Here is a 13,123-nt window from a genome sequence, read left to right on the forward strand (position 1 = left end):
CATCCGTTCACGGGGGAGCGAGGCGAAGGAGGCGTCGGTGTCGACGCAAGAGCTCTACGCGATGGATCCCGGAGACCCGAGGTGGCAGGTGCCGGCCGGCGGCGCCGCCCGATTCAGCTGGGAGTACGACGACAACCGGGCCCGGCTGCTCGCCCTTTACCAGAAGGGCAAGGACAAGCAGTGGGACGCGAACAAGCGGATCGACTGGGAGCTGGACGTCGACCCGTACGATCCGCTCGGCACGCCCGACGAGTCGCTCGCCCTCTTCGGCACCCGGTACTGGGACCGGATGACCGACCGGGACAAGGGCGAACTGCGGCACCATGTCGCCTCCTGGCAGTTCAGCCAGTTCCTCCACGGCGAACAGGGCGCGATGGTCTGCGCGGCCCGTATCGTCGAATCCGCGCCCGATCTCGACGCGAAGTTCTACTCCGCGACCCAGACCATGGACGAGGCGCGTCACGCCGAGCTCTACGGCCGCTTTCTGCGCGACAAGATCGGGATGCTGTACCCGATCAACGACAACCTGCAGGCCCTCCTCGGCGACACCCTCCGCGACTCCCGCTGGGACATGGCCTATCTGGGCATGCAGGTGCTCATCGAGGGCCTCGCGCTCGCCGCGTTCGGCCTCATCCGCGACACCACCGACAAGCCGCTGCCACAGCAGATCCTCGCGTACGTCATGCAGGACGAGGCCCGGCATGTGGCCTTCGGCCGGATGGCGCTGCGCGACTACTACCGGCAGCTGACCGACGCGGAGCTGCGCGAGCGTGAGGAATTCGTCATCGAGGGCTGCTACTTGATGCGCGACCGGCTGCGCGGGGTCGAGGTGCTGGAGAACCTGGGCATCCCGAAGGCCGAGGCCGAGGAGTTCAGCGAGCAGTCGCCGTATCTGCACATGTTCCGCAAGCTGCTCTTCAGCCGGATCGTGCCGTGCGTCAAGGACATCGGGCTGTGGGGTGGGCGACTCCAGCGGGCGTACGTCGACATGGGCGTGCTGGAGCTCGGCGACAGCAACCTCGACCTGCTGATGGCCCAGGACGAGGAGCTGGCCCAGCGGCTGGACGCCCAGCGCTTCGCGGAGGAGGAGGCGGCGCGGACGGGCGAGGTCGAGGAGGCGATCGCGCAGGGCGCGGCGGACGGCTGACGGCAGGGCGCGGCGGACGGCTGACGGCGGAGGCGCGGCGGACGGCTGATGGCGAGGCGCGGCGGACGGCTAAGGCCGGGGAGCGCGGACGGCTGCGGGCGGGGGAGCGGCGGACGGTTGCGGGCGGGGGAGCGGCGGACGGCTGAGGCCGGGGAGCGGCGGACGGTTGCGGGCGGGCGGGTCCGCGTCACGGGCCCGCCGCCACGCCCAGACGTGCCAGCACCTCCTCCGCGAGCTCCCGCGACGGCCGCTCGCCGTCCAGGAACACCGTGTCGCCGGGCATCCGGTCCACCGCGGCCGTGCACGGCGCGATCTGCTCCTTGCCCCAGCGCCGCGCGGCCTCGTCGCGCTCGGGGTCGCCGGGCGCGACCACGCGGGCGTCGAGCCGGCGCTCCAGAACCTCGGGGGAGACCTTGAGGAAGAAGTGGTGGACGGTCACGCCCGCGCCCATGAGCGCCCCGAAGATCTCGCCGAGGTAGCCGGGATCGACCACCGTCATCGGGGCCAGCACCGGCCGCCCGTACTCCTCGGCCAGTCCGATGGCCATGGCCGCCGCCTGCCGCCGCCACAGCGGCAGATCCTGGAAGTTCCCGGTCGGCACCGCCACGATGTCCCGCAGGACATAGCCGATCCGCTCGGGGTCGTACACCAGCGCCTCGGGCCACCGCCGGCTCAGCTCGGCGGCCAAGGTGGTCTTCCCGCTTCCGAACGCGCCGTTCAGCCAGACGATCACGCGCCGCTCCCGCTCCCCGGCCGCCGCCCACCGGGGCCACCGGGCCCACCCTACGGAAGCCGGCGCGTGGCGCGGGCGCCACACCGCCAACACCGGGCCGTGACACGGACTTTGTTGGCGTCGTGATCAGTACCACCGGGAACACCGAGGCCGTTGGGGTGACCTGGGTCCGGTGGCACCGGTAGTTCAGGGAACGGCCAAAGGGTGCTCTCCACGGCGGTGGGGGCACCTCTTTGTGGCGCGCCGGAGGATGATGGTGCCGTGCGGATTCGAACGAGCACCATCGAGGAACTCCCCGTCCTCCAGGACATAGAGCGCGCCGCCGGGCTGTGCTTCCGGGACATCGGGATGGACGAAGTCGCCGACGACGAGCCCCTGAGCCTGGAGGAGCTGGGCCACTACCAGCGGGCGGGACGGGCCTGGGTCGCGGTGGACGACACCGACCGGGCGATGGCGTACCTGATCACCGACCCCGTCGACGGGAACGTGCATATCGAGCAGGTCTCGGTCCACCCCGACAGCGCCCGGCGCGGTGTCGGACGGGCGCTGATCGAGCACACCGCGGCGCGGGCCGCCGCCGAGGGCGTACCGGCGCTGACCCTGACCACCTTCGTCGACGTGGCCTGGAACGCGCCGTACTACGCCGCGCGCTGCGGCTTCCGGACGCTGACCGAGGCCGAGCTGACCCCCGGACTGCGGGCGATCCGCCGCAGCGAGGCCGGCCACGGCCTGGACCGCTGGCGACGGGTCTGTATGCGCCGGGAGGTGCGCCAAGGGCTGTCTCCTTGACCTCCGCTTGACCTCCGCGGGCCCGGGACGCCCGTTCGGCTGGACACGATCGCCGACGGCGCAATCACCGCCAACGGCGACGGGCGCTGGCTAGCGTGGCCGTATGATGACCAAGCCCGTGCCCGCGGAGGCCGCCGACCTGCTGCGCCGGATGTACGACGTCTTCAACACACAGGATGTCGACGCGATGATGGCCGAGGCCCTCCACCCCGAGGTGGACTGGCCGAACGTCGCCGACAACACCCGTCTGCACGGCCACGCCGCGGTACAGGCGTACTGGCAAGCGCAGTTCGACGCCCGGCATCCGCTGGTATCCCTGGAGGGGCTGGCCCTCGGCCCGGACGGCCGCGTCGTCGCCACGGTGCGCGGTGGACTGCGCGACGCCGACGGCGACCACTGGGCCGAGGAGCCGGTCGAGCACGTCTACACCTTCCGGGACGGGCTGATCACCCACATGGAAGTCCGGGCGGTCCGCTCGGACCAGGGCTGAGCAACACTCGGCGCTCGTCGAGCGGACCTGGGCCCGGAGCGCGTTACCCGTCGTGGACGGCGCGCAGCCGCTCCGCCACCGCCTTGACCACGACCGGCACCTGCTCATTGATGAAGAAGTGCCCGCCGGGGAAGACCTGGAGATCGAACGCGCCCGTGGTGTGCTCCTGCCACGCACGCGCCTCGTCGGTCGTCGTCCTCGGATCGGCGTCCCCGGTCAGCACGGTGATCGGGCAGCTGACCCGCTCGCCGGGCACACAGCGGTACGTCTCGATGGCGTGGTAGTCGCCGCGTATCGCGGGAAGGGCCATCCGCAGCAGCTCCTCGTCCTGGAACACCGCCCCGTTCGTCCCGTCCAGCAGCCGCAGCTCACGCACCACCCCGTCGTCGTCCCGCAGCCGCACGGCCTCGTCGCGGTGGGTGGACGGGGCGCGCCGCCCGGAGGCGAAGAGCACGGCGGGCGTCACCCCGAGCGCCTCCAGCCGCAGCGCCACCTCGTACGCCAGCGTGGCGCCCATGCTGTGGCCGAAGAGCGCGAGCGGCTTGTGGAAGAAGCCGTCGATCTCCCGCAGCGACTCGACCACGGCGTCGGCGAGCGTGTGCAGATCCTCCACACACGGCTCGCGGTAGCGGTCCTGCCGCCCCGGGTACTGCACCGCGCGCACCTCGACCGATGGCGCCAGGGCCTTCGACAGGGGGAAGAAGTAGCTGGCCGATCCTCCGGCGTAGGGGAAGCAGAGCAGCTGTATCTCACTGTCCGGCGCCTCCTGGTAGCGCCTGACCCAGGCGCCGGCGCCACGGGCGATGCTCGTCATGGTGGGGTGGATCCTTCCGCTCGGGGCACTGGCCAACGATCACCGCTTTCCTACCAGGAATCCCCTACGGTCCGGCTCGAGCCGCGAAAATTCAGGTCGTGTGCACCCGGCGCGCAGATGAGACCCTGAAACCAGGGGACTCGTCTTCGGGAGTGGTCCGATGGCAGTGAGCATGCACGTGGTCTGGAGTAAGACCGAGCCGGGACGCGTCATCTACGAGACGCACTCGATCGAAACGATCACCGACGGCGAGGGCGTCCACGCGACGGTTGACAGCCACACCTATGAGATCTCCGTCCGTAGCCGCGCCCAGGCGGAGTCCATCGCGGACGAGGAGGGGTACGAGCTGTTCCGGAAGGGTGAGGCGTGGGAGAGCCTCCCCGAGGAGGAAGAGGAATGAGAAGGAGCAGCGCCCGGGGGGCGCTGTGCCCTCTGCCCGGTTGCCCGAGTGCCCGGTATCCGACCGGTCGGATACCCGTCCGGGCGTGCTCGGCGTCAGCCGAGCGTCAGCGGGGCCGTTGGTCAGCCGTTGGTCAGCCGTTGGTCAGCCGTTGGTCAGCCGTGGGTCAGCCGTGGGTCAGCAGGAAGTCGATATTCCGCGCCTCCGTGCCCTCCGCACCGCCGACCGTGACCGGCCGGGTGGCCGGTGCGTAGCCGCTCGCGACCACCGTGTACTGCTCTCCGGTGAGGCCCTCGAAGCCGAACACCCCGTCCTCGCCCGTGACGCACTGCCCCACGACATCCCCCGACGCGTCCAGTAGCGAGACCCGGGCGTCCTCCAGCGGACGTCCGCCACGGTCACGTACGGTGCCACGGACCTGGGCCGCGGGCCGCAGTTCCACGTCCACGCGGACCGGCTCACCCGCGGTGAGCTCCACCGAGGTGGCGTGCGGACGGTGCCCGGCGGCACTGAGGGTCAGCGTGTACGGGCCGGGGGCCAGCTCCGCCAGCGCGAACTCACCCTTCGCGTCGGCCGCCGCCGACCCCGCCACCTGCCCGTCGGGCCCGGTCGCCGTCGCGGTCGCACCGGCCAGCGGCTCGCCGCCGGAGGCCCGTACGGAGCCCGTCAGACCGCCGCCACCGCCGGACAGCCGCAGATCGCACTCAACGGACGGGTCCGAGATCAGCAGGGTGGCGGCCTGCGGCTGATGGCCGGTGGCCGAGCCGATGAGGACGAGGCTCCCGGTGGCGGGGGAGGTCACGCGGTAGCGGCCGTCGTGCCCGGTGACAGTGCGGCCGAGCTGATGGCCGCCGGTGTCGATCAGGGTGACGGCGGCGTCGGCGAGGGGGCTGTCGCCGGGGCCGAGGACCCGGCCGTGGATGACGCTGCCGGTGGCGACGGCGCCGGGCTCGGCGGCGGTCGCGGGGGCCGGCTCGCCGACCGGCTCGGCAACGGGGTCGGCGTTCGGCTTGGCGATCGGCTCGGAGGTGGCCGCGGGGGCCGACGTGCCGAGGGGGGCGCGGCGCCGGGCGGGCAGGAAGAAGGCGATCAGCAGACCGACGACGGAGGCCGCGCACGCGACGGCGAACGACGTCCGGAATCCGTCCTTGTTCGGCAGCGCGATCCCGCCGAAGTCCGTGGTCTGGTGCGCCAGGATCACGCCCACCACCGCGCTGGAGGTGGACATGCCGATGGACCGCATCAGGGTGTTGAGGCCGTTCGCCGCGCCCGTCTCACCGGCCGGTACGGCGCTGATGATCAGGGTCGGCATGGCCGAGTACGCGATGCCGACACCGACGCCGAGCGCGGTGGACAGCACCACGATCTGCCAGATGTGGTCCATCATCACCATGCCCGCGCCGTACGTACCGCCGATCACGATGAGCCCGAGGATCAGCGAGACCTTCGGCCCGCGCGTGGCGTTGATGCGCGCTGACAGCGGCGAGACGAGCATCATCGCCACCCCCATCGGGGCGAAGCACAGCCCGGCCATGACCATCGACTGGCCGAGGCCGTAGCCGGTGGCCTTCGGCAGCTCCAGCAGCTGGGGGAGGATCAGCGACATCCCGTAGAAGGAGAAGCCGACCATGATCGATGTGAGGTTGGTCAGCGGCACCTGACGGCGCGCGGTGGTCCGCAGGTCCACGAGCGGTTCGCTGGTCCGCAGCTCGAAGAGCCCCCACAGGGCCAGGATGACCGCGGCCGCGCCGAACAGCCCGAGGGTGGTGCCGCTGCCCCAGCCCCAGTCGCCGCCCTTGGTGATGGGCAGCAGCAGACACACCAGGCCGGCCGAGAGGCCGAGGGCGCCGATGAGGTCGAAGCGGCTGGGGGTGCGTACGGCGGACTCGGGGACGACGGCCAGGACCAGCGCGATCGATGTGACGCCGAGGCCCGCGGCCCCGTAGAACAGCGCATGCCAGTTGGTGTGCTGGGCGACAAACGCGGCGGCCGGGAGCCCGAGCGCGCCGCCGATGCCCAGCGACGAGCTCATCAGGGCCATGGCGGAGCCGAGCTTCTGGGGCGGGAGCTCGTCCCGCATGATGCTGATGCCGAGCGGAATGGCGCCCATCGCCCCGCCCTGGATGGCCCGGCCGATCACCATGACCACCAGCTGGGAGGTGACGGCGCAGGTCAGCGAGCCGATGACGAGCAGCGCCAGAGCGACCATCAGCATCCGGCGCTTGCCGAACATATCGCCGAGCCGCCCCATGACCGGGGTCGAGACGGCACCGGCGAGAAGGGTCGCGGTGATCACCCAGGACGCGTTGGAGCTCGTGGTGTGCAGCAGCTGGGGCAGCTCGGTCACCAGCGGGACGACCAGCGTCTGCATCACCGAGACGGCGATGCCGCAGAACGCGAGGACGGCCACGAAGCCGCCACCGACCTCGCGCGGAAGTGGCGAGCCGGGCGGCGCGGCGCTCGGTGGCTCGTCGACGCGGGTTGGGGCTGACTGGGACATGCGGTTGCCGCCTCCAAGCGGGTTCTAGCGGTTCTGGCCAGCGGTGCCGGCGGAGTTCCAGCGGGCTGAAGCGGGTTCCAGCGGGCCTCCGGCAACTGATGGAGAGTGGTTCCATGGGAAAGTGGGAGATGTGCATCCTACACGCGATGTGTATCGTGCACATTTCCATTGATGAGCGCGGGGGCTGCGAGGAGGAATCGTGCTGGAGCGGCTGGAACGCGAGTTGATGCTGGTCGCCAGATGCCATGTGCTGACACCGCGCGAGCGGAAGGGGCCGGGCGCCGGCGATCAGGACGGGCGCGGCGGCCAGTGCGGCCCGGACCGCCTGGACCGCTCCGCCTACCTGCTCCTCTCCCGTCTGGACGCCGAGGGCGCGATGTCCATCGGCCAACTCGCCGACGCCTTCCAGCTGGACGTCTCGACCGTCAACCGCCAGACCGGCGCCCTGCTCCGGGGCGGCCTCCTGGAGCGCATCCCCGACCCCGACGGCGGCCTGGCCCGCAAGCTCCGCGCCACCCCCCTGGGCGCCGACCGCATGGCAGCCGAACGGGAATGCCGCCAGACGAGCCTCGCCCGGCTCCTCGCGTCGTGGACCCCGGAGGACGTGGCCCGCTTCGAGGAGGTCCTCACCCGCTTCAACAGCGAGGTGGAAAGCCAGGACGGCCGCCCCTGGCCGCGCGAGCCCGGCGCGTAGCCGGAGCGCGGCGGCGCACGGGTGCCGGACCGGCCGGAATCACCGTCCGGGACCATACGTTGACGTGAATAAGGACTACCGGAGGAGATCGATATGTCGACCCATACCCCCCACCCCCCGACGACCGGCACTGGTGGGCACCGCGTGGACGTGGAGCGCGGCTCGCAACACGTCACGGTCGCGATCGACGGCCGGGTGGTCGCCGAGTCGAACCACCCGCTGCTCGTCCACGAGACCGGGCTGCCGGTCCGCTACTACCTCCCGCCACAGGACGTGGACCTGACCCTCTTCGAGCCGACGGACACCCACACCACCTGCCCCTTCAAGGGCCAGGCGGCGTACTGGACGTATCGCGGCGCGGCGGGCGACGGGGCCGAGCCCCGGCCGGATGTGGTGTGGGCGTACCCGGAGCCGATCGAGACGGTGGCGGAGATCAAGGACCATCTGTCGTTCTACGACGAGGTCGCCGAGATCACGGTGACGAAGTAACGCGGAGGCGGAGCAACGGCGTAACGGCGTAACGCGGACGACCAGGCGGCCCCATCACCCCATCAGGGGCCTTCCCCACCGCCCGGCACGGGAACGCCTGACGCGTGCACATCCACGCGTACTCATGGCTGGGCGAAAAGGAGCTGTTCGACCGCGACGCCCTCCGCCGCCTCCCGGACCGCCCCCGCCCGCCCGCCACGGCGGAGGACGAGGAGTACTACCGCACGCTCGTCGACACCTTCCGCCGCTCCGAGCTCCCCCCGCTGCAAACCGCCCACTGGCTTCTCAAATCCCCCCACCTCATCCGCGCCACCTTCGACGAACCCAAGGACGCCACCGCCTGGCTGGCCCGCGAACTGACCGACCACGCCCCCGGCTTCCTCTCCCAACAGGAAGCCGACACCTCCCGCCTGGCCCGCGTCGTCACCTCATCCGCGACCACCCTGACCCACGCCGGAGACGTCTCGGTCGGCTTCTACCTCGGCCGCACATCCTTCCTCTCCCTGGCCCTGGTCACCTGCTCCCCCAACCGCTGGGCCCCCGACCTCCCCTGCCCTGCGCCCCCGGCCCCCCAACCGCCGAGGCCCGCCTAACGCGAATCGGCTCGCGGGCCACTTTGCCGCCGGCCCTGGACGGCGTTGCCGATGGCCGTGACGAGGAGAGCCCCCGCGAGCATGAGCCCCGCATGACCGGCCCGCTGCGTCCGCGCCACGGTGCACTCCTCGCGGTAGCGCGAGAATTCGCCCTCCACCCGCTCCGCATCGGGAGAGACCACGGACCCGCACTCCAGGGAGATGCTCTTCTCCAGCCCGCTCGGGCGCTCGATCGTCTCGTGATACCCGGTCGGCAGCAGCAGCATGAACACCGCCACAACGGCCAACAGCACCGTCAGCCCCACCCACACCAGATGCTCTTTCCCGGCGCGCTCTTCACGCGTGAGTTCCGCCCTCACCTCTGGCGGCAACCGATGCTCACTCCCAAAGGACATGCTGAACCGAACCCCCGTCGTCTGGCATGGCCATGCCTTGTTGTGGGGGAGAGCGTACCGGCCTTAAGGAGATCGGCCGCCCGAACAGCCACCACCCGCGACCGCGCGAGCGCAGAACGCCGAGAACGAGGAGCGCCCTCAGCCTTCAGCGGCCTCCAGAGCCCGGTTGATCCTCGTGCGCATCGCAGCCGCCCGACCGTCCTCGTATCCAGCGAGCACCCTCAACGCCTCACCCCAATGCCGCCGGGCCTCTTCCCCCGCTCCGCCCTCCTCGGGCTCGCGCAGTGCGGTGGCGAGACCGTCGAGCGCTGTGGCCATCTGCCAACCATCGTTCAGTTCGCGATGCGCAGCGGCCGCGCGCCGGTGAAACGCGGCTGCCTCCTCGAATCGGCCCAGCCGACCGTACGCTTCACCGGTGCCGTTCCAGGCACGTGCCTCGCGCGAGCGGTCCCCCAGCTGCCGGTGCAGCACGGCGGCACGCTGGTAGGAGACCAGGGCGTCTTCCGGGCGGCCGTCGGCCAGCTGCGCCTGCCCGAAGTCCAGCAGCCAGTACCCCTCCCAGGCGTGGTTGCGATACCGACGGGCGATGTCTACGGCGCTCTGGGCGGATTCCAGAGCCTCTCCTATGTCACCCGTCTCCCGCTGTACGGCGCTCAGGATCCGCAGAGCGTTGCCTTCACCACCCTCGTCGCCTCGCTCTCGCAGAGCTGTCAACGCCACGCGGACGAAGTCAGAGGCTTCCGCGAGATCTCCCGCCTCGTAGCTCACCGTCGCGAGATTTGCGAGCATGGTGGGCTCCCACTCGGCGGCACCGAGTTCCCGGAAGAGCGCCAGAGCCTCCGTAAAACGCTCCTTCGCCGCCTCTAACTGCCGGGTCCGAAGATGGACCAGCCCGAGCGCGTTCAGCGACAGCGCTTCCGCCAGCCGGTCACCCAGCTCACGACGCACGGCGAGGGCACCCTCGTGGTACTGCGCCGCCTCCGCGAGTCGGTGCGACTGTCGGCAGGCCATGCCCAGGCTTTCCAAGAGCCTCGCTTCCCCGGCGCGGTCGCCCGCCCTTCGTGCGGCACTCAGCCCCAGGTGGCCCATGGCGAACCACTCCTCGAACGCGTTGAGGCGTGCGTGCACGGGACGCAGCAGAGCGGGCAGCTGCCAGGCGATCGCGTCGAGCCCGGCGTCGGCCGCGGCACGCGTGGCGGCCAGGAGATTGCCGTGCTCCAACTCGTACCAGCGCACCGCCTCGTCGTAGTCCGCGAAGACCGGTGGCGTGACGCCGTTGGGCGGCGATTCGAGCGGGAGGGGCGGCTCGGCCGGGCTGACGCGGGTGCGCGCGGCATCGGCAGCGTGCAGATACCAGGCCAGTACGCGCAGCCGGGCCGCCTCGCAGGCCTCGGCGGGTTCCTCGTCCTGAGCCTGATCGGTGGCGTAGGCACGGAGGAGATCGTGGAACTCGAAGCGGTCGGGTGCGGTCTGTGTGAGCAGGTGCGCGCCGACCAGAACGTCCAGTAAGTGCTGCGCCCGGCTCACGCCGACCCCGGCGAGGGCAGCGGCGGCCGAGGTGCCGAATTCTGGCCCTGGGTGGAGACCGAGCAGCCTGAAGAAACGTGCGGCGTCCGCGGGCAGCGCCCGATAGGACCAGGCAAACACCGTACGTACCGCGTCCGCTTCCTCGTCGTCTCCCACGGTCAGAGCCTCCCAGAGGCCGGACTCATCACGTAGGTCTCTTATCAAGTCGTCAAGACTCATCAGCGGTCGGCTGGCGGCGCGTTCCGCGGCGATACGCAGCGCCAGGGGAAGCCGAGCGCACAAGCGCGCCAGCTCGGCGAGCTTCTCCGCGTCATCCTCGGTCCGGTAGCCGGCGGTGACGGTACGCAGCAGGGCGACGGCCTCCGGCTCGGCCAGTGTCCCCAGGGTCAGCCGGTGCGCCCCGTCACGAACGGCCAGCCCCGACAGTCTGCTGCGGCTCGTGACCAGCACCAGACAGCCTGCGGTGCCCGGCAGCAGCGGACGCACCTGGCTCACGGTGGCGGCATTGTCGAGCACGATCAGCATCCGCCGCCCGGCCAGCAGCGAACGGTACAGCGCCGCACTGGACTCCGGATCGGCTGGAATGGCCGCTGAGGACACACCCAGCGCCAGCAGGAACCGGTGCAACACCTCAGGCGCGGTGACGGGCGCGCCGGGGTCATAGCCGCGCAGGTTCACATACAACTGGCCGTCGGGGAAGTGCGCCTGCGCCTGATGCGCCCAGCGCAGCGCCAGAGAGGTCTTGCCCGCTCCCGCCGTGCCCGCGATCACGCAGATGGAGACGACGAGAGGTTCCCCGGTGTCGCCGGTCAGAATCGCGTTGAGCCGCTCCAACTCGCTGGTCCTGTTGACGAAACCGCGTACGTCGCCCGGGAGCTGCCGTGGACGCGGGGTATCGCGGGTCGCGCCGTGCTGACCCGTGCCGTGGAAGTGAACACCGCCGCTCACGTCACGGGCCTGTACGACGTCACCGGCGGACCCCGACAGCCGCGACTGGGTTCCGTGGGGGCCCTGGGACTGCCGGGGTTCTTCGTGGGGGCCTTCCTGCCCTCTGTCCTCGTTGATCGTCTACTCCGCTGGTGTCGGGGGTGGGAGAAGGGCCACCTTGCGTTCGAAATAGGAGCTCATGTCTTCGCCTCTTTCGTAGAGGCCCTTGATGAACTCTTCCCAGCGCCCGAGGATTTCGGGATCCACGAACCGTAGTGCGCCGTCGCTGATTCCCCGGCTGTCGTAGATGACCTTGTACATGGTCCGGCCACCCAAGGAGACAAGCTCCGGAAGCGGTCCGTTTTCCTCGAACCCCCTGATGTGCTCGGGCCCGACCACCCTGATCCGCTCGCCGCACTCCGCCCGCAGCCGCAACAAATACAGCTCCCATTGGAGGTAGGGGACGATGGGCTCCTCCACGACCCGCACGCGATAGAGGCTGAAGTTCCGCTTCTCTGCCTCGCTCATGTATTGCAGCAGGCCGTCGCGTCGTTGCTCAATGAGCCGCAATGCGCCTTCCCAGTCACCTTGGGAGAAGGCTTTCCAGCTGTCGCTGCCGGGCTCTTGAAAACACTGCTGCCTCTCCAGTTTCCATGAGTCACGGCCGTCGTTGTCCCACACACGGTCCCGGAAGTCGGCTCGGTAGGCGTCCCGCGACAGCCGATCGCCCTGCGAGATGTCGAGGGTGGGAACTTTAAGGCTAAGCATCTGGAATCTCCGACTTCGCCGCGCTAAGGGTATTTCCCGGGATGACGACGAGTCGTTCATCCATGGCGATGCGGACATCTCCGGGAAGGCGTGACCTATACGCATCAGTGAGGTCCCGCCCGATCACAGCGATATCGCCGTTGTCAAGCTGCCAGATATCGGGACAGTCGTCGTGGTCACCTGTATTGCCAAGTTCGCTCGGTGACTTTCCTAACCGACGCACGAGCGATGCGGTGGGATCCGCATCCCATGAACGACGAGCCATGATCGCCTCCCTGTGGGCCTTCCTGTCTGCCTGACCCGGTGGCGGCACCAGGTGGTTGGCAACGGATTGTAGGGGAGGTGGTTACAGTGCGCAATGATTCCGGTTTGGAATGCTTGCTTTCGTGATGTTATTTCGGCCATTTGTGCTCGAAAAGCTGTTAGTGGCAATCATGCGGCCCATATGCATCTTCACATGACAGTGTCATCTGAAGATGAACCGTCAGCCGGGACCGTCGCGCCACGAGGCTCCGGCAGGGCGGTGCTGTCGCCCTGCCGATCGCCTGCCTCGCTGCTGGTCAGGCGGTGAGCAGTGGTTCCAAGAAGGGACTCGGGGCGCCATGCCAGAAGATGTCCAGGGGGCACGGGCGCGGGTCGTGGCGACGAAGAGCAACGACCGAGCCCGCTGTGCTTCCCGCCGATACCGCACCAGATCGGTGCCTCGCAGCCGGTAGCACTGTTGACGATCGCGTCGTCGAGCAGCCGCACCTCGATGTGCCCCGGCCGCAGCCCGTACCGCCTGCGGAGGTACTCGGTGGCTCCGGCCGCGTCGAGCCCGAGGCACCGCCGGGTCCAGGTCCTGGTACCAGCCGCCC

At 70.0% G+C, this 13,123-nt stretch carries 14 protein-coding genes; 7 read left to right on the top strand and 7 right to left on the bottom strand.

Going from position 1 to position 13,123, the window contains the following annotated elements; translation table 11 throughout:
• Window positions 1-37: 37 nt before the first annotated feature.
• A complete protein-coding gene (locus ABZS71_RS01215; RefSeq protein WP_356206479.1) occupies window positions 38-1,147 on the top strand; it encodes a ferritin-like domain-containing protein in 1,110 nt (369 codons plus the stop codon).
• A 187-nt stretch (window positions 1,148-1,334) separates the two neighbouring features.
• Here the strand turns inward: ABZS71_RS01215 and ABZS71_RS01220 are convergent, their stop codons facing one another.
• Window positions 1,335-1,880 (bottom strand): AAA family ATPase, encoded by a 546-nt coding sequence (locus tag ABZS71_RS01220; protein ID WP_356206481.1) that lies wholly within the window; start codon window positions 1,878-1,880, stop codon window positions 1,335-1,337.
• A 261-nt stretch (window positions 1,881-2,141) separates the two neighbouring features.
• Between ABZS71_RS01220 and ABZS71_RS01225 the strand changes: the two genes are divergently transcribed.
• Both ABZS71_RS01225 and ABZS71_RS01230 read left to right on the top strand, forming a co-directional pair.
• Window positions 2,142-2,669 (top strand): GNAT family N-acetyltransferase, encoded by a 528-nt coding sequence (locus ABZS71_RS01225; protein WP_356206483.1) that lies wholly within the window; start codon window positions 2,142-2,144, stop codon window positions 2,667-2,669.
• A 103-nt stretch (window positions 2,670-2,772) separates the two neighbouring features.
• Entirely contained in the window at window positions 2,773-3,159 is a 387-nt protein-coding gene (locus ABZS71_RS01230; protein ID WP_356206485.1) for a nuclear transport factor 2 family protein, read from the top strand.
• Between the two features lie 43 nt (window positions 3,160-3,202).
• Here ABZS71_RS01230 and ABZS71_RS01235 read toward each other — a convergent pair whose 3' ends face one another.
• Window positions 3,203-3,973 carry an alpha/beta fold hydrolase gene (locus tag ABZS71_RS01235; RefSeq protein WP_356206487.1) on the bottom strand — a complete coding sequence of 257 codons (771 nt, stop codon included), beginning with the start codon at window positions 3,971-3,973 and terminating at the stop codon, window positions 3,203-3,205.
• 160 nt (window positions 3,974-4,133) lie between these two features.
• Here ABZS71_RS01235 and ABZS71_RS01240 point away from each other — a divergent pair, with 160 nt between their 5' ends.
• Complete coding sequence (locus ABZS71_RS01240; RefSeq protein WP_355854398.1) at window positions 4,134-4,373, top strand: hypothetical protein; 240 nt, start codon at window positions 4,134-4,136, stop codon at window positions 4,371-4,373.
• Window positions 4,374-4,539: 166 nt separating this feature from the next.
• On the opposite strand, the gene ABZS71_RS01245 is transcribed toward ABZS71_RS01240, so the two are convergent.
• The gene (locus tag ABZS71_RS01245) at window positions 4,540-6,873 is read right to left on the bottom strand and encodes an MFS transporter (protein WP_356206490.1); all 2,334 of its coding nucleotides are present in this window, start codon (window positions 6,871-6,873) and stop codon (window positions 4,540-4,542) included.
• Between the two features lie 199 nt (window positions 6,874-7,072).
• Between ABZS71_RS01245 and ABZS71_RS01250 the strand changes: the two genes are divergently transcribed.
• From ABZS71_RS01250 to ABZS71_RS01260, 3 genes are all read left to right on the top strand, one after another.
• Complete coding sequence (locus ABZS71_RS01250) at window positions 7,073-7,567, top strand: MarR family transcriptional regulator (RefSeq protein ID WP_356206492.1); 495 nt, start codon at window positions 7,073-7,075, stop codon at window positions 7,565-7,567.
• 93 nt (window positions 7,568-7,660) lie between these two features.
• A complete protein-coding gene (locus tag ABZS71_RS01255; protein WP_355854389.1) occupies window positions 7,661-8,056 on the top strand; it encodes a DUF427 domain-containing protein in 396 nt (131 codons plus the stop codon).
• A 104-nt stretch (window positions 8,057-8,160) separates the two neighbouring features.
• The gene (locus ABZS71_RS01260; RefSeq protein WP_356206495.1) at window positions 8,161-8,649 is read left to right on the top strand and encodes a hypothetical protein; all 489 of its coding nucleotides are present in this window, start codon (window positions 8,161-8,163) and stop codon (window positions 8,647-8,649) included.
• On the opposite strand, the gene ABZS71_RS01265 is transcribed toward ABZS71_RS01260, so the two are convergent.
• The 4 genes from ABZS71_RS01265 to ABZS71_RS01280 all read right to left on the bottom strand — a co-directional run bounded on the left by ABZS71_RS01265 (window position 8,646) and on the right by ABZS71_RS01280 (window position 12,531).
• Window positions 8,646-9,020 carry a hypothetical protein gene (locus ABZS71_RS01265; RefSeq protein ID WP_356206498.1) on the bottom strand — a complete coding sequence of 125 codons (375 nt, stop codon included), beginning with the start codon at window positions 9,018-9,020 and terminating at the stop codon, window positions 8,646-8,648. The genes ABZS71_RS01260 and ABZS71_RS01265 overlap by 4 nt on opposite strands.
• Window positions 9,021-9,182: 162 nt before the next feature.
• The gene (locus tag ABZS71_RS01270; RefSeq protein WP_356206500.1) at window positions 9,183-11,519 is read right to left on the bottom strand and encodes a tetratricopeptide repeat protein; all 2,337 of its coding nucleotides are present in this window, start codon (window positions 11,517-11,519) and stop codon (window positions 9,183-9,185) included.
• Between the two features lie 120 nt (window positions 11,520-11,639).
• Complete coding sequence (locus tag ABZS71_RS01275) at window positions 11,640-12,266, bottom strand: DUF6879 family protein (protein WP_356206502.1); 627 nt, start codon at window positions 12,264-12,266, stop codon at window positions 11,640-11,642.
• Window positions 12,259-12,531 carry a hypothetical protein gene (locus tag ABZS71_RS01280; protein WP_355854374.1) on the bottom strand — a complete coding sequence of 91 codons (273 nt, stop codon included), beginning with the start codon at window positions 12,529-12,531 and terminating at the stop codon, window positions 12,259-12,261. Before ABZS71_RS01280 ends, ABZS71_RS01275 begins: the two co-directional genes overlap by 8 nt.
• Window positions 12,532-13,123 lie beyond the last annotated feature (592 nt).

The organism is Streptomyces sp. NPDC005393 (assembly GCF_040606675.1).
GTDB lineage: Bacteria > Actinomycetota > Actinomycetes > Streptomycetales > Streptomycetaceae > Streptomyces.